Annotated in this window: 18 protein-coding genes; 17 read left to right on the forward strand and 1 reads right to left on the reverse strand. The window is 34.4% G+C overall.

The window, feature by feature from the left end; genetic code table 11:
- Positions 1-378: a helix-turn-helix transcriptional regulator gene (locus tag A2530_RS01210; protein ID WP_294884095.1), complete on the forward strand. Its 378-nt coding sequence runs from the start codon at positions 1-3 to the stop codon at positions 376-378.
- Here A2530_RS01210 and murA read toward each other — a convergent pair whose 3' ends face one another.
- Complete coding sequence (gene murA, locus A2530_RS01215; protein ID WP_294884096.1) at positions 379-1653, reverse strand: UDP-N-acetylglucosamine 1-carboxyvinyltransferase; 1275 nt, start codon at positions 1651-1653, stop codon at positions 379-381.
- Positions 1654-1734: 81 nt separating this feature from the next.
- Here murA and A2530_RS01220 point away from each other — a divergent pair, with 81 nt between their 5' ends.
- From A2530_RS01220 to A2530_RS01295, 16 genes are all read left to right on the forward strand, one after another.
- The gene (locus A2530_RS01220; protein ID WP_294884097.1) at positions 1735-2163 is read left to right on the forward strand and encodes a hypothetical protein; all 429 of its coding nucleotides are present in this window, start codon (positions 1735-1737) and stop codon (positions 2161-2163) included.
- Entirely contained in the window at positions 2156-2695 is a 540-nt protein-coding gene (locus tag A2530_RS01225) for a hypothetical protein (protein ID WP_294884098.1), read from the forward strand. The genes A2530_RS01220 and A2530_RS01225 overlap by 8 nt, the downstream gene beginning before the upstream one ends.
- Complete coding sequence (locus A2530_RS01230; protein WP_294884099.1) at positions 2689-3396, forward strand: 3'-5' exonuclease; 708 nt, start codon at positions 2689-2691, stop codon at positions 3394-3396. The genes A2530_RS01225 and A2530_RS01230 overlap by 7 nt, the downstream gene beginning before the upstream one ends.
- Before the next feature lie 54 nt (positions 3397-3450).
- On the forward strand, positions 3451-3816 hold the full coding sequence (locus tag A2530_RS01235; RefSeq protein WP_294884101.1) for a hypothetical protein: 366 nt from the start codon (positions 3451-3453) through the stop codon (positions 3814-3816).
- Positions 3806-4396, forward strand: a complete 591-nt coding sequence (gene rsmD, locus A2530_RS01240; RefSeq protein ID WP_294884102.1) for a 16S rRNA (guanine(966)-N(2))-methyltransferase RsmD — start codon at positions 3806-3808, stop codon at positions 4394-4396. The genes A2530_RS01235 and rsmD overlap by 11 nt, the downstream gene beginning before the upstream one ends.
- 45 nt (positions 4397-4441) lie before the next feature.
- Positions 4442-5488: a flagellar basal body P-ring protein FlgI gene (locus A2530_RS01245; protein ID WP_294884104.1), complete on the forward strand. Its 1047-nt coding sequence runs from the start codon at positions 4442-4444 to the stop codon at positions 5486-5488.
- A gap of 18 nt (positions 5489-5506) precedes the next feature.
- Complete coding sequence (locus tag A2530_RS01250) at positions 5507-5809, forward strand: rod-binding protein (protein ID WP_294884105.1); 303 nt, start codon at positions 5507-5509, stop codon at positions 5807-5809.
- Between the two features lie 77 nt (positions 5810-5886).
- Entirely contained in the window at positions 5887-6096 is a 210-nt protein-coding gene (locus A2530_RS01255; protein ID WP_294884107.1) for a flagellar biosynthesis anti-sigma factor FlgM, read from the forward strand.
- Between the two features lie 27 nt (positions 6097-6123).
- Positions 6124-6552, forward strand: a complete 429-nt coding sequence (locus A2530_RS01260) for a hypothetical protein (protein WP_294884109.1) — start codon at positions 6124-6126, stop codon at positions 6550-6552.
- A gap of 1 nt (position 6553) precedes the next feature.
- Positions 6554-8440 (forward strand): flagellar hook-associated protein FlgK, encoded by a 1887-nt coding sequence (gene flgK / locus A2530_RS01265; RefSeq protein WP_294884110.1) that lies wholly within the window; start codon positions 6554-6556, stop codon positions 8438-8440.
- Positions 8441-8446: 6 nt separating this feature from the next.
- Positions 8447-9241 carry an ABC transporter permease gene (locus A2530_RS01270; RefSeq protein ID WP_294884111.1) on the forward strand — a complete coding sequence of 265 codons (795 nt, stop codon included), beginning with the start codon at positions 8447-8449 and terminating at the stop codon, positions 9239-9241.
- Between the two features lie 60 nt (positions 9242-9301).
- The gene (locus A2530_RS01275; RefSeq protein ID WP_294884113.1) at positions 9302-9871 is read left to right on the forward strand and encodes an aminodeoxychorismate/anthranilate synthase component II; all 570 of its coding nucleotides are present in this window, start codon (positions 9302-9304) and stop codon (positions 9869-9871) included.
- Positions 9868-11061, forward strand: coding sequence for a hypothetical protein (locus A2530_RS01280; RefSeq protein WP_294884115.1), 1194 nt, complete (start codon positions 9868-9870; stop codon positions 11059-11061). Before A2530_RS01275 ends, A2530_RS01280 begins: the two co-directional genes overlap by 4 nt.
- An 87-nt stretch (positions 11062-11148) precedes the next feature.
- Complete coding sequence (locus A2530_RS01285; protein ID WP_294884117.1) at positions 11149-12483, forward strand: ATP citrate lyase citrate-binding domain-containing protein; 1335 nt, start codon at positions 11149-11151, stop codon at positions 12481-12483.
- A 9-nt stretch (positions 12484-12492) separates the two neighbouring features.
- Entirely contained in the window at positions 12493-14307 is a 1815-nt protein-coding gene (locus tag A2530_RS01290; protein WP_294884119.1) for a citrate/2-methylcitrate synthase, read from the forward strand.
- Between the two features lie 133 nt (positions 14308-14440).
- A complete protein-coding gene (locus A2530_RS01295) occupies positions 14441-15079 on the forward strand; it encodes a Tfp pilus assembly protein FimT/FimU (protein WP_294884121.1) in 639 nt (212 codons plus the stop codon).
- Positions 15080-15156 lie beyond the last annotated feature (77 nt).

Raw genomic sequence — 15156 nt, forward strand, 5'->3', positions numbered from 1 at the left:
ATGATTCACCAGTATGATGAACCGGTCTATTTAATTAGTATCGTTGCAAAAGTTTTAGAGATACATCCGCAGACGCTTAGGCAGTATGAGAGAGAAAATCTCGTTACACCTTCGAGATCAAACGGCAGAATAAGACTATATTCCCAAAAAGATATAGACAGAATCAAGTTAATTTTAAGACTTACCCGTGACCTTGGAGTAAATCTTGCAGGTGTTGACATTATTTTGAGATTAAAAGAGAATGTTGATAGTATGGAACAAGATATCTTATCGCTTAGACAAGAGGTTTTAAAGGCAAAAAACTCTCATACGGTATCACATGATAAAGCTCTGGTAGCTAAAAAAAGCATTTATGACATGATAATATTTGAAGACTAACTATTCTCTTAGTCTTTTAATGTCTGCACCTACGTTTTGCAGTTTTTTTTCTAGCGAGTCGTAACCTCTATCAAGGTGGTAGATACGGTGCACATCTGTTATGCCATCAGCAACTAAAGCGGCTAAAACAAGTGCGCTTGAAGCTCTCAAATCCGTTGCCATAACATCCGTCCCGCTTAGTTTTGATTTTCCGTTTACGGTTGCTACATTTCCGTTTAGTGAAATATCGGCACCCATCCTTTGAAGTTCACTTACATGCATAAATCTGTTCTCAAAAAGTCTCTCTTCGATTATAGAAGTTCCCTCTGCTTGTGTTGCAAGTGCTAGAAACTGGGCTTGCATATCGGTAGGAAATGCAGGGTATTCCTGCGTTACTATTTTGACATGTTTAATAACATCCGATGGATGAATAGTAATCGTATTTTCGGTTATAGTAAATCTGCTTCCCATCTCTTCTAGTTTTGATAAAACCGCACCTAAATGTTTTGCGTTTGCGCCGTTTAGCGTAAGCTCCGATTTTGTTATCGCAGCCGCACAAAGATATGTTCCTGCTTCGATGCGATCTGGAATTACACTAAATTCGTCAATCTCTAGCAGTTTGCCGTTTGTTCCGTGGATGGTTAAAACGGCAGTCTCAATACCTTCTATCTTAACCCCGCTCTCATTTAAGATTTGACAAAGCTGCACTACTTCAGGCTCTCTTGCTGCATTTGTTATAGTTGTCACACCTTCTGCTAGAGCTGCAGCCATAACAATGTTTGCAGTACCCGTAACCGTAATTTTGTCAAAGATGATATTGCATCCTTTTAAACCGTTTGGTGCAATTGCGTGTATATATCCGGCTTCAATATTTATAACTGCTCCCATTTGCTCTAATGCTTTTAGATGCAAATCAACGGGTCGCTGACCTATTGCACATCCGCCCGGAAGAGATACTTCACAATGTCCAAATCTTGCTAAGATAGGACCTAAAACAAGGATTGAAGCACGCATGGTTTTTACAATATCGTACGTTGCTTTTGTTTGAGTTAAAGATGAGGTGTCAACAGTTGTGATATTCTCCTCATCTCCCCATAAAGATGAACACTTTGCACCTAAATTTGATAATAGTTTTAAAAGGGTATTTATATCTGCAACATGAGGCAGATTTTTTATGCTGACGCAATTTTTAGCTAATATAGTCATGGCTATTAGCGGAAGTGAAGCGTTTTTAGCACCGGAAATTTTTATGTTCCCATGTAGAGAGTCAGCTTTTTTAATCTGTAAGTAGTCCATATTTTTCTTTTGTTTTAAAATGCGAAATTGTATCTAAAATAGCTTAGCTTTTGGATATAATTTATTTATAAAGGAGTCTTTATGAGTTTGGCGTTAGAGAGATTAAAAAATTTAACAAATAAGATTTCAGGGTATGAACGTGCACGAAAAGACAACTTGACGTTGTTGCAAAATTTATATGATGAGCTTGGAATAAATCAAAAAGTTGAAGAGTTTAGCGATATTTTTAATTTTAAAGCTATAAATCTATCGGGAGCATCACTTTTAAATGAGAGTTTAGGGGAGATAAAAAAAGGTAAATATCTGCAGATTCTCGCAATTGGCTATGATAAAGATGCCGTTGTAAAGAGCAAGAACATCTCTTTGGGTTATTTTGGAAAAGCTGAAAATGTGGATGTTGATTTAAAAAATAAAATTGTCGAATTTATCATCCGTTTTAGATTTGAAAAAAGCTTTATGACGCTAGAACACTACTATACAATGCTTGAATCTTTTAAAGTCGATGAGTAAGTTTTTTTTTCTGCTTTGGCTTAAATGGGCAGTTCGTTTAACTACATGTAGCATACTTTTTGCCGCTGTATTCTCATTTTTTGTTACTATTTTTATATATTTTTTTCAAGGTATGGCGAATTTGAATGATGAGGTAAGGAGCGCACTTTTTGATATTTTTAAATTTTGGTTTATGATATTTTGGGCTTTAAGTCTTATTTTGGCACACTTTAGAGGACTAAAATATATCTTTAACAGATGCATAAACGGATATGAACTAAAGCTTTTAACATGTAAAGATGATGAAGCAGTTGAAGTTATAGGTTACGGAGATTTGCCAAAACTATGGCGAAGATGGCTAATGTTAAATGTTTGGTTTGTCGGCTCATTTATGATTTTCGCTCTTATTTATACAACTATTTTTACTTCGTATAACGGAGTTTTTGAGTGGTTTAATATCTTCTGGCTTTATGGTTTTATATTACTTAGCGGTTATTTTTCTCTTATAACTATCGGTTTAAAATACAAAAAAATAAAGATAGCCTCATGTTGATATTTTTGGATTTAGAAACAACAGGTTTGGAGAGTAGCGATAAAATCTGTTCTATCGGTTTAATCGGAGTTGATAACGGCGAACCTACATCTATATACGAGCTTGTAAACGAAGGTAAAAAAATCTCATCGAAAGCTTCAAGTATAAATCATATTACAAATGAGATGATAAAAGACAAACCATCGTTAAAAGAGACAAAAGCGTGGAGATTTCTGTATGAATACAATAATGAAAACTCAACAATAATAGCGCATAATTCAAGTTTTGATATAAATATGCTTATGGCAAGCGGATTTATTTGGCATGGCAGAGTTATTGACACGCTTAGGGTTACAAAACATCTTATCCCGGAGTGCGAATACTTTTCTTTACAATTTTTAAGATATGAGCTAAAACTTTATAAAAATGAAAAAAAAGAGTCTGAATTTTTTGCACATAATGCGCTTAGTGATGCTATACATGTAAAACTTTTGTATGAGTATCTTTTGGAGATAAAACCGCATGAAGAGATGCTTGAACTTAGTTCTAAACATGTAATTGTAGAAAAATTTGATTTTGGTAAATACAGCGGTCGTTATATCGAAGAAATAAGTATGTGTGATAGAGGGTATTTGGAGTGGATTTTGGCAAATGTCGCTGATTTGAATGAAGATTTAAAATACAGCGTAAATAGGTATTTGAATATAAATTCTAATTTTTGATGTGCTATACTTCCCTAAAATATATATGATATAGATAATTTATTAAGGAATATTTTGAGAGTAGCCGTTGAATGCAAATCGCTGTTAATGCAAAAATCATTAGAACTTTTTTTAGGAAAATATCTTAGCTCCATTAAGAATTGCGATATTGTTTTAAGAGATGTTAAATGTCTTGATGATAAGAGATGTTTTTATATTTCAAGCGCAAAAGATGCAGATTTGATTAAGCCGTTTTCAAAATCTCAACTTATTTTAGCTCTTGAGAAAAGATATAAACGTATCGGTAAAACAGATATAAAAGATAGATATATGGATAATGAAAATCTTGATTTTAGCATCTTGGAAGATCGTATAGCATCACTTACTAAAGAGTATCAAGCAAATATTTTAAAAGTGGTTCGGGCATTTTATGAAAAATAAACCAATAACAAAAAAAATAATATCGGGAAAGTTTAAAAACAAAATTTTAAAACTCCCTTCAAAAATTACTACAAGAACTTCAAAAGCTATAGTCTTAGAATCTTTTTTTAACACGATTCAGTTTGAAATAATAGATGCCATATTTGTAGAACTTTTTTCAGGAAGCGGTTCTATCGGTCTTGAAGCTCTTAGCCGCGGTGCAAAAAAAGTTATTTTTATGGAGCGTGATTCTGATGCGCTGAAAATTTTAAAAGAGAATATTGCTCAAACTGACCCTGAGGGATGTGAGATTTACGGCGGCGATACATTTGTAAATATTAAAAATGTCGTAAAAGTTCTTGAGAAAAAAAATGATAATGCCTATTTTTATATAGACCCACCTTTTAACATAAGAGAAGGTATGGAAGATATATACGACAAAACAATCGACTTGATAGCGTCTTTACCCAAAGAGTGCGTAAAACTTATAATAATAGAACACATGAGCGGTTTAGAGTTACCGAGTAAAATAGGTGCGTTTAGTATAAAAAAATCCAAAAAATTTGGAAATACGACGCTTACATATTTTAGTGGCGAGTAAAGTGGAATAGAGTTTGCTAAGTTTCCTTATATTTAAGGATTGTCGATGCAAAAAATTATTTTATTTTTATTTATGCTAACTACTATTTATGCTGCAAAGATAAGTGATGTCGCAAACGTTGTGGGAGTTAGGGATAATCATCTTATAGGCTACTCTCTTGTAGTCGGTCTTCAAAAAACAGGCGATGGAACAACATCTAAGTTTACTCTTCAATCTATCGCGAACATGTTAAAAGCGATGAATATCGATATGGAGTCTGCCGATATAAAATCAAAAAATGTTGCCGCTGTTGTCGTTACCGCAGAACTTGCTCCATTTGCCAGACAAGGCGATAAGTTGGATATTACCGTTTCTTCGATAGGCGATGCAAAATCGTTAGAGGGCGGTACACTTTTAATGACTCCATTAAAAGGGGTTGACGGTAAAATTTATGCTCTTGCTCAAGGTGCAATCAGTATAGGTGGAAGAAATGAAAAGGGCGGAAGCGGTGCGTCCCATCCCACGGCAGGACTTATTTATGACGGAGGTTTGGTTGAGAGGGAGATAAGCATTGACCTTTATAATCAAGAGTACGTCACACTCTCTTTAAGAGAGTCAAATTTTCAAAATAGTGTTTCAATACAAAAAACCATTAATCAATTTTACAACACTCAAGTTGCAGTTGCCATGGATTCTAGAACGGTTAAGCTCAAAAAACCGCAAAATAAAAGCATGATAGAATTTTTGGCAGAAGTTCAAGAAATAGATATGGACTACAGCATAAAAAATAAAATTGTTATAAATGAGAGAACAGGTACCATAATTTCAGGTGTAGGAATACATATAAAGCCAATAATTATGACTCATGGAAATATAACTATAAAAATAACTGAGCAGGGAGATTTAAGCAAGCCTGCCGGTTCAATGGTTGTAGATAATAACATGGTAATTGGGCTTAACGAAAATGAGCTTTATACAAAAGAGGGTACAACAACTGTTGCTAATTTGGTTCGTTCTTTGCAAAAACTGGGGGCTACTCCAAAAGATATAATTTCCATTTTAGAAACAATGAAGAGTGCAGGCAGTATAACTGCTGAATTAAAGTTAATATAAACAAGAGAGGAAAATAACATGTACGGTGCAAATTCTATAGATATACAAGCTCAGTTTCTGTCTGTTCATAAAGAACTTCCAAAAATTGATGCAAAAGCCGATAATGCTAAACTAAGAGAACAAACTGATGCTTTTGAATCTGTCATTCTTAAGATGCTTATGGATAATGCAATGCAAGATGAAAAGAATCTTTTTTCCCAAAGTAACGACCCGGGTGACAAGATATATAAATCCATGTATAGAGAAGAACTCGCTAAAGCAAGTGCGGGAGGATTTGGGTTTTCTCAGATGCTTTATGATTTTTTGAGTCAGAAACAATGAAAACTTAACTTTTTCTCTGTTTTGTCGATTTGGTTAAATAGAATTATACTGATGGATTCAGAAAAAAAGGATAAGTTATGATTTCACAAGTAAAGAGTGCCGCTCTTCGTGGTGCTTATGCCGGCAACGTCGGTGAGAGCAAAGAGACTTCTCAAAAAGAGAAAAGCGGTATTTCAAAACAGGGTGATACAAGTAAAGTAGAACAGATAAAAGAGGCTCTTGAATCTGGTCAATATAAAGTAAATCTACAAGCTCTATCAGAGAAGATAGCTCAAGAGTTGATGTAGTTTTTTAAATAAAGAGAAGGATTAGTCATGTTGTCATATCATTTACAAAGCGCATTAAAGGACTTGAGAGATTTAGTAAAAATTACCGAGTCGGATGTAGAAGATATAAAGCTGGCAAACCATAATCCTCAGTTTGATAGATTAAAACTTAAAGAAGAAAAGCTAAAAAGTTTTGAGTCTAAAAAAGCTATGATAGACCATGAGATTTCATCCCTTATGAGTTCAAATCCCGATGTAGATTTGCCTCATCTCTTAAGTAAAGAGCAACATGATTATTTAGCAGAACTCAAAGTTGAACTATCAAACCTCAGAGACGCCAATAAACGCTACGCAAGGCTAGTACTTGCCGTTAGTAATTTATATAATACATTTTTAGAAAGATTAGTTCCGTCTGAGATGCAAGGGTACAAAAAAGTTGCTTCAAAAGATTCTACTATCTTGGAAGTGAGGGTGTGATATGGCTTCAATTTTCAATACGTTAAACATAGGCTACAGCGGTCTTGCCGCTGCACAAGCGGGAGTTAATACAACCAGCCATAATATTTCAAATGCGGAGAGTGAAGGTTATACTAGACAAAGAGTTGTAACTGCGGCAACTACCCCTCTTTATACGTCACAAGGAAATGTTGGCAACGGTACTCAAATAATTGATATCGCTAGAATATTTGATAGTTACGTATTTGACAGATTTACAGGTATATCTGCCGATAAAGAGTATTCTGATTTTACAAAAACAACTCTTGAAGAGCTATCTACTTATTTTCCGGAAATTGATGAGGTCGGTATAAAGTCGGACTTAAAAGAGTACTACAACATGTGGCAGTCTTTTGCCGACAATCCTGATAACGATGCGATTAAATTGGCACTTGCAAAGCAGACTGAAACTCTCGCTCAAAATATAACAAGTACCAGAGACCGGATTTCAAGTCTGCAGTCTAGTCTGAATGATCAGCTTACTGTGAATATAAAAGAGATTAATTCGTTGGCTGAAGATTTAGCAAAAATAAATGTTTCAATCGAAATAGCAGAATCCGGCGGAGGATTCACCGCAAACGACTTAAGGGATAAAAGAGGCGTCATTGAGTTAAGTTTAGCAAAGCTTATAGGAGCAAAGCCTATCAACGGGCAAATTGAGTCGAATATCTTAATAAGCAGTTCATCAAATGAAAAAACAGGAAGTTATTCTTTAAGCGTAGATGGATTTAATATTGTTGACGGTAACTCATACCATCCTATCCATATATCTAACAGCGGTAATGCAAACGGGTTTTATGAACTCTCTTATGAGAGACAAGACGGTGTTTTAATTCCTATGGATGAGAAAAACTTAGGTGGAAAAGTAGGTGCTATTTTAGATCTTAGAGGCGATGATATAAATAGCGGTACGTCAGGTGTTCCAAATAACGGTATTTTACAAAAAGTTATAGACCAGCTTGATGCTTTTGCATCAAAAATGATAGAAGCTACCAATAACATTTATGCTTCAGGTTCTACGACAAAAATGGAATCAAACATAATTGATATTGAAAGCACGGACTATCTTTTAAACTCATCATTAAATATGAGAGCAGGTTCATTTGATTTGATTGTTTATGATATAGACGGAAATGAGACTGCAAGAAGAAATATAACTATTGATTCATTGACGACAATGTCGGGAGCGGCAGGTTCAAACTCAATTCAAGGTCAAATAGAAACAGTCGGTGATGATAATAGTGACGGAAATGCAAACAATGATATAGATGATTTTATTGAGTATGGATGGGGGACATATTTAAACGGTGATAATGCTATTGAGCTTAGTATGGATAGTGCCTTTGCGGCAAAAGGGTATAAATTTGCAATAGAGGATAAGCTTCAAAGTTCAGAATTTGATTCAGGCTCAAATTTTGCCGGAGCACTTGGGCTAAGCAGATATTTTGACGGTGATAGTGCAAGTAATATAGATTTAAACTTTAAATTAAAAGATAACCCGACAAATATAGTTTCAGGTACAATAACTGCTATGACTGGCGATAACTCTTTAGCTTTAAATATGATTCAACAGCAGTATGAAAAGTATGATTTTAAAGTTGGAAATGTTACATATAACTCCACAATATACGGAATGTTTGATGTTGTTGCAACGGAAGTCGGCGTAAATACGAATAATGCAATAATAAACAATCAAACAATTACGGCTAAGTATAATGCAACAGAATTAGAATACTCTTCCGTTTCAAAAGTCAGCATTGATGAGGAACTAACGAATCTTATAAAATATCAAACATCATATGGTGCAGCATCTAAAATAATAACGACAATTGATCAAATGATGCAAACACTCCTTGGAATTAAGCAGTAATTGTGGATGCATAAATTTAGTATTTTTATACTTCTTTTTGTCTTTATTTTTTCATTTTTTGGTTTATATTTTTATTCACTAGACCCATATACATTAGATAGCAGTGCTATACTGGTTCCACCCTCGTATGAGCATCTTTTGGGTACAGACAGGTTAGGTAGAGATATCTTAGCAAGGTTGATTGAGGGCGGGAAAATCTCTTTGGTTATCGGCGTAGGAAGTGCTTTTATAGCATCTTTAATAGGTTTGCTTTTAGGTACAACGGCAGGGTATTTTAGAGGAAAAATAGACAAAGGTTTTGTTGTTTTAGTGGATTTGTTTTTGACTTTTCCTACGTTTTTTCTTCTTCTGGCACTTGTTAGTTATGTAAATGCTTCTTCTTTGGTTTTAATAGTTATTATATCTATCACAGGCTGGATGACGACTGCGAGGTTAATACGCTCTGAGAGCTTTCAAATAACTTCAAAGCCATATATAAAGATACTAAATATAGCAAAAGTTTCAAAATTAAAAATACTATTTAAATATTATGCGCCATTATTGGCTCCAATATACTTTGTAAGTTTTACTTTTGGCGTAGGCGGGGCAATTTTAGCAGAATCTGGGCTAAGTTTTTTAGGGCTTGGAATTGTTGCACCGCAGATGAGTTGGGGTACAATACTTAGTAGCGGCAAGGATGTTGTTGAAATCGCATGGTGGGTTAGTTTTTTTCCGGGCTTAATGATATTTTTAGTTACGTTTTCTTTGATAAATATCTCAAATTATCTTCAACAACTGACAAATAAAAAAGAGATTCGCTAAAAGTAAGTCTAAAAAAAGAGCAAAAGCGATAAAATATATCAATTGAATTTAGGATAAATTATGATTTTAATGATAGATAATTATGACAGTTTTACTTATAACATAGTTCAGTACTGTAGAGAACTCGGGGCTGATTTGAAGATAATTAGAAATGATGAGATGAGTGTTGAAGAGATTGAGGCGCTAAAGCCAGAAAAAATTATTATCTCTCCCGGTCCTGCATCTCCTGATGAAGCAGGTGTAACACTTAAAGTAATAGAACATTTTAAAGACAAAGTTCCTATTTTAGGGATATGTCTAGGGCATCAAAGTATTGCGCAGGCATTTGGCGCAAAAGTAGTTCGTGCGAAAAATATGATGCACGGAAAAACATCTACAATGAAGCGTACAAAAGAGTGTGATATATTTAAAGATATCCCGCAAGAGTTTGTAGCAACCAGATACCATTCTCTTATTGTAGAGAAAGACTTACTTCCCGACATTATTGAACCGACTGCATATAGCACAGATGATAATGAGATAATGGCATTAAAAATTAAAGATAAAAAAATTTATGGAGTTCAGTTTCATCCTGAATCGATAATGAGCCAATATGGGCATGAAATGATTGGCAATTTTTTAAAAATATGAGTAATAAATATATCCTATTTATAATTTTAGGATTGGATGCGTTTATACTTATATTTCAAACAGGTTCCTTGTCTATATCTTACAGTGAAGCTCAGCTGTTGGAGGATGAATTTACATCTCTTTGGGCTTTGATTAACTCTTCACTCTTTTTTTTCGGAAAGAATGATTTTGCTCTGAGACTTCCTATGATAACGCTACATGTACTAAGTGCTATGTTGCTATTTCAAATATCAAAAAAATATGTCAAATTAGAGAGAAACAGATTTTGGCTACTTATTATTTTCCTTCTTTTACCGGGGGTTATTAGCTCTGCAATAATAGTAAACAATGCAGGTTTAATCCTCTTTAGTCTGCTTTTATTTGTATATATATATGAAAATTACTCTACAAAATATAGTTACATGTTGCTCCTTATATATATGTTGATAGACGGTAGCTTTGTGTATCTATTTATTGCATTAGCCCTCTTTAGTTTATATAAAAAAGATAAAAATTTCTTTGTATTTAATATGCTGTTGTTCTTAATTTCGCTATTTATATACGGAATAGATACACATGGTTTTCCAAAAGGTTATTTTATAAACTCTATAGGATTATATGCAGCGATATTTACGCCGATTATCTTTATTTATATATTTTATGTTTTATACAGAAGATATTTAACAAATGACATTGACATGTTATGGTTTATATCTACTGTTCCGTTTATTATTTCATTACTACTATCTTTTAGACAGCGCGTAGATATAGAGCATTTTGCACCTTATGCGATACTTGCTCTCCCATTAATAGCTCAAACGTTTGAACACTCATACAGGGTGCGTCTAAATACATTTAGAAAAAATTATAAACTGATGTTTATTATATCATTGGCTTTATTGCTGACAAATAGTTCTATTGTTTTTTTCAATAAATATCTATATCTTATTATAAGAGAGCCTAGAAAAAATTTCTCATATAATATGCATGTAGCAAAAGAGTTATCAGCAGAACTTAAAAAAAGAGGAATAGAGTGTGTTGATACGGACATAAAAATGTCAAAAAGATTAAAATTTTACGGTGTAACAAATTGCAACAATTATTTTTTAGAAGAAAATTCTTTATTTTCAGCAAAAGCAGATGATGTAACAATTAGTTACAAAAATAGGGTTGTTTATAGTGCAAGTGTTACAAAAATAAACATAAATTAAATCTATACAATAGTTAATCTGCACAAATGCTACTGGATTAGGCAACATGTGATAATATTACGTAAATATTAAAAACAGGGAGTTGCAATGGCTCAAAAAGCGATTAGAGAATTTGACGCAAAGTCAATTTTGGCTAAGCATTGGGATAAGTATTTTCCAGGTTTTACTTATGCATACGAAACAATTATGGTTCAAAACGGATCAGAACTGACTAAAGCTGCAAAAGAGAAAACATGGTTAAAAGAAAAAGCATTGGTTGCTAAACCAGATATGCTATTTGGTAAAAGAGGAAAAAATGGTTTAGTCTTATTTAGAGACTCTAAACCAGGCGATGTATCTTTAACTAAAGCAACATCTTGGATTGATGAAAAATCAAGCGAGAAACAATCTGTATATTTTTCATTTGAAGGCGATACTCCAAACGGCGAAGCAAAAGTAGATATGCTTACACATTTTATCGTTGAGCCTTTTACTCCTCATACTCAAGAGGAAGAGTACTATATTTCTGCTACATGTGTCGGTGATGATGATGTTCTTTACATGTCAGCTGAGGGTGGTATGGAAGTTGAAGAGAATTGGGACAAAGTTATAGAGGTAGCATTCCCGATTACGGCAACAGAAGAAGAAATTGCCGAAAAAATCAAAAAAAACATTCCAAAAGATGTAGCAAAAAAAGACAAAGAAGCGTTTGCTGAATTTGCGATAGGTTTTTTTAAAGCTTATAGAGAACTCAATTTTGCATATCTTGAAATCAACCCGTTTGTACTTCAAGGTAAAAAAGTAGAGCTTTTAGATATGGTTGCAAAACTTGACGATACAGCCGGATTTATGATGAGAGAAGAGTGGGGAGATGTTGAATACCCTACATCATTCGGTATGGAAGAGAAATCTCCTGAAGTTTTAGCAATTGAAGATGCAGACAGCAAATCAGGTGCTTCATTAAAGCTTACTATCTTAAAACCGGAGGCTAGAATTTGGACGATGGTTGCAGGCGGTGGAGCTTCTGTTGTATATGCAGATACAATTGCAGACTTGGCAGGTATTGAAGACCTTGCTAATTACGGTGAATACTCAGGCGGACCGACAACAAGTGAAACAAAATTTTATGCCGAGACAATTTTAGATCTTATGACAAGAGCAAAAGATGCAAAAGATAGAGATAAAGTTTTAATTATAGGCGGCGCTATTGCAAACTTTACCGATGTTGCAAAAACATTTACGGGTATAATTCAAGCTTTTGAAGGGTATGCTGATAAGATGAAGAAAGTCGGCATAAAAATTTATGTTAGACGCGGTGGACCTAATTTTGAAAAAGGTTTAAAAGATATTAAAGAAGCAGCAGACAGACTTGGTCTTTATATAGAAGTTTATGGACCTCAAACACATGTTACTGACATCGTGCGTATGGCACTAGCAAAGTAAGGAAAAGAGATGGCACAATTATATACTAGAGATACACAGGCAATTTTTTGGAATAACAACGCAAGTGCTATTCAAAGAATGTTGGATTATGATTATACAATTAAAAGAAAAAAGCCTTCCGTGGCTGGTATCGTAGCACCTACAAGCAGCTCTAAATTTGATAAGTTTTTTTACGGTCCGGATGAAATTATGATTCCACTTTATAGAAATACAACAGAAGCAAAGGCTGCACAGCCTCAAGCTGATGTTCTTTTAAACTTTGCATCTTTTAGAACAGCTTATGAAGTAACTATGGAAGCATTGGAACTTGGTGGTTTTACATCTATCATGGTTACAGCTGAGGGAATTCCTGAGAGATTAGCTCGTAAAATGAATGCAACTGCAAGAGAAAAAAATGTAACTATCATAGGGCCAGCAACAGTTGGTGCTATCGCTCCAGGCGCGTTTAAAATTGCAAATATTGGTGGAACGATTGAAAATATTGTTCAGTCAAAACTTCACCGTGCAGGATCTTGTGGACTTGTAACTCGTTCAGGAGGTCTTTTCAATGAACTTTCAAACATCATTGCAATTAATGCTGATGGTATCGCTGAGGGTGTTGCAATCGGTGGAGACAGATTTGTAGGATCTGTATTTATAGATAATCTTTTAAGAATGGAAGCTAATCCTGAAGTTAAGTACATGTTACTTTTAGGTGAAGTTGGTGGTACTGAAGAGTATAAAGTTATTGAAGCTGTAAAAAGTGGAAAAATTAAAAAACCGATTATTGCATGGTGTATAGGCACAATTGCAAAATATTATGACAGCGGCGTTCAATTTGGACATGCCGGTGCATCTGCAAACGGTGATATGGAAACAGCTGAAGCTAAAAACAAAGCGATGAAAGAGGTAGGTATCCACGTTCCTTCATCATTTAATGATTTACCGGAAATTATAAGTGCAGTTTATCATGAATTACATGCAGAGGGTATTATTAAAGATATTGCAGAACCTTCTATGAACGTATGTCCAACAGTTAGAAAATCAAAACAGTTTATCTGTACGATTTCTGATGATAGAGGGGATGAAGCTCACTACTGTGGTTATCCGATAAGCTCTGTAGCAACTCCTGATACCGGTTTTACTATCGGTGATGTTATGAGTATTCTTTGGTTTAAAAAACGCTATCCAAGATGGGCAGTTGATTTTTTAGAAACTGTTCTTAAAACAGTTGCAGATCATGGTCCGGCAGTTTCAGGAGCTCATAATGCAAAAGTTACTGCGCGTGCAGGTAAAGATGTAATAAGTTCACTTATTTCAGGTTTATTAACTATAGGACCTCGTTTTGGCGGTGCTATTGATGATGCGGCAAAATACTTTAAATATGCTAATGATAATGGTATGTCTCCGGCAGATTTTTTAAATCATATGAAAAAAGAGGGGATTCCGATTCCTGGTATCGGACATAGAATCAAATCTCTTAAAAATCCTGACTTGCGTGTAGAAGGTCTTAAAAAGTTTGCAGCTGCAAACTTTCCATCAACTCCACTTTTAGATTATGCACTAACTGTTGAGCAGCTAACAACATCTAAAAAAGAGAATTTGATTCTAAATGTTGACGGCACTATCGGTATTTTAATGGTTGACATGTGGAGATCTTTAGGCTATAAAGATGAAGAGATTGATGTGTTTATTGATGCAGGTGCTCTTAATGCTTTCTTTATCTTAGGAAGAAGTATAGGTTTCATCGGTCATATCTTAGATGAAAAACGTCTTGCAATGCCTATGTACAGACATCCAATGGATGATATCTTATATGATGTTCAAAAGGCTGAACAGATATAATTTTATTTTCAAGGAGAATATTTCTCCTTGAACTGCTTTTAAACTCCTCTTCTCTAAAAACTTACTATTTAAACGACTTTAAATTATTCGCCTTTTTGCTATACTAATGATAAATATGCACGAATGGTTTAACATGAAAAAAGCGTTTACAATGATGGAAGTGATAATTGTAATTGTTGTTATAGGGATATTAGCCGCTGTAGTAATTCCAAGAAGCGGATCCAATAAACTAGCAGAAGCTGCAACTCAAGTCGTCTCGCATATAAGATATACGCAACATTTGGCTATTGTTGATGGTAAGTTTAATGGTTCTGATTCTAATTGGTATAAAAATAGATGGCAGATTATATTTGGAACTTCTGCTAGTACAAATTCAATGCCTGCTTATACCATATTTTCAGATGCGGCAGGAGGTAGTACTGGACAGCCTGATATAAGTGAGATGGCTGTCAACCCTATGGATAGTTCAAAGTTATTAAGCGGTGGGTATTCAGGTATTCTTAATACAGCAAATTCTAAATCGACAAAAACAATGAATCTTGGTGAATATGGTATCAGTTCATATAATTTAACTGGAGGATGTTCTGGTGCTCGTGTATCGTTTGACCATTTGGGCAGACCAATGCGCGGAAATTTGAGTTCAATGTCTGGAGCTTATATTGCGGGAACTCAAAGATTAATAACTCAAACTTGCAATATTGTATTGACAAGCAGTGAAGGGACTGTGACAATAGCAATTGAGCCTGAATCAGGGTATTCACATATATTATAAAAGCAACAAAATTTCAGTTTCAAAAAATTCTTTTCAAAACTTCCACACTTTAAGAAACATCTAAGCTATTACTCCCT

Origin of the sequence: Sulfurimonas sp. RIFOXYD2_FULL_34_21 (assembly GCF_001830805.1) — a bacterium.
Taxonomy (GTDB): domain Bacteria; phylum Campylobacterota; class Campylobacteria; order Campylobacterales; family Sulfurimonadaceae; genus Sulfurimonas.

Bases quoted from the DNA above. Each gene is read 5' to 3' on its own strand.
- A2530_RS01225 (WP_294884098.1), top strand. From the start codon at position 2,156: ATGAGTAAGTTTTTTTTTCTGCTTTGGCTTAAATGGGCAGTTCGTTTA.
- A2530_RS01220 (WP_294884097.1), top strand. From the start codon at position 1,735: ATGAGTTTGGCGTTAGAGAGATTAAAAAATTTAACAAATAAGATTTCA.
- A2530_RS01255 (WP_294884107.1), top strand. From the start codon at position 5,887: ATGATTTCACAAGTAAAGAGTGCCGCTCTTCGTGGTGCTTATGCCGGC.
- A2530_RS01275 (WP_294884113.1), top strand. From the start codon at position 9,302: ATGATTTTAATGATAGATAATTATGACAGTTTTACTTATAACATAGTT.
- A2530_RS01270 (WP_294884111.1), top strand. From the start codon at position 8,447: ATGCATAAATTTAGTATTTTTATACTTCTTTTTGTCTTTATTTTTTCA.
- A2530_RS01250 (WP_294884105.1), top strand. From the start codon at position 5,507: ATGTACGGTGCAAATTCTATAGATATACAAGCTCAGTTTCTGTCTGTT.
- A2530_RS01290 (WP_294884119.1), top strand. From the start codon at position 12,493: ATGGCACAATTATATACTAGAGATACACAGGCAATTTTTTGGAATAAC.
- A2530_RS01245 (WP_294884104.1), top strand. From the start codon at position 4,442: ATGCAAAAAATTATTTTATTTTTATTTATGCTAACTACTATTTATGCT.
- murA (WP_294884096.1), bottom strand. From the start codon at position 1,653: ATGGACTACTTACAGATTAAAAAAGCTGACTCTCTACATGGGAACATA.
- A2530_RS01285 (WP_294884117.1), top strand. From the start codon at position 11,149: ATGGCTCAAAAAGCGATTAGAGAATTTGACGCAAAGTCAATTTTGGCT.
- A2530_RS01295 (WP_294884121.1), top strand. From the start codon at position 14,441: ATGAAAAAAGCGTTTACAATGATGGAAGTGATAATTGTAATTGTTGTT.
- A2530_RS01210 (WP_294884095.1), top strand. From the start codon at position 1: ATGATTCACCAGTATGATGAACCGGTCTATTTAATTAGTATCGTTGCA.
- flgK (WP_294884110.1), top strand. From the start codon at position 6,554: ATGGCTTCAATTTTCAATACGTTAAACATAGGCTACAGCGGTCTTGCC.
- A2530_RS01280 (WP_294884115.1), top strand. From the start codon at position 9,868: ATGAGTAATAAATATATCCTATTTATAATTTTAGGATTGGATGCGTTT.
- A2530_RS01260 (WP_294884109.1), top strand. From the start codon at position 6,124: ATGTTGTCATATCATTTACAAAGCGCATTAAAGGACTTGAGAGATTTA.
- A2530_RS01230 (WP_294884099.1), top strand. From the start codon at position 2,689: ATGTTGATATTTTTGGATTTAGAAACAACAGGTTTGGAGAGTAGCGAT.
- rsmD (WP_294884102.1), top strand. From the start codon at position 3,806: ATGAAAAATAAACCAATAACAAAAAAAATAATATCGGGAAAGTTTAAA.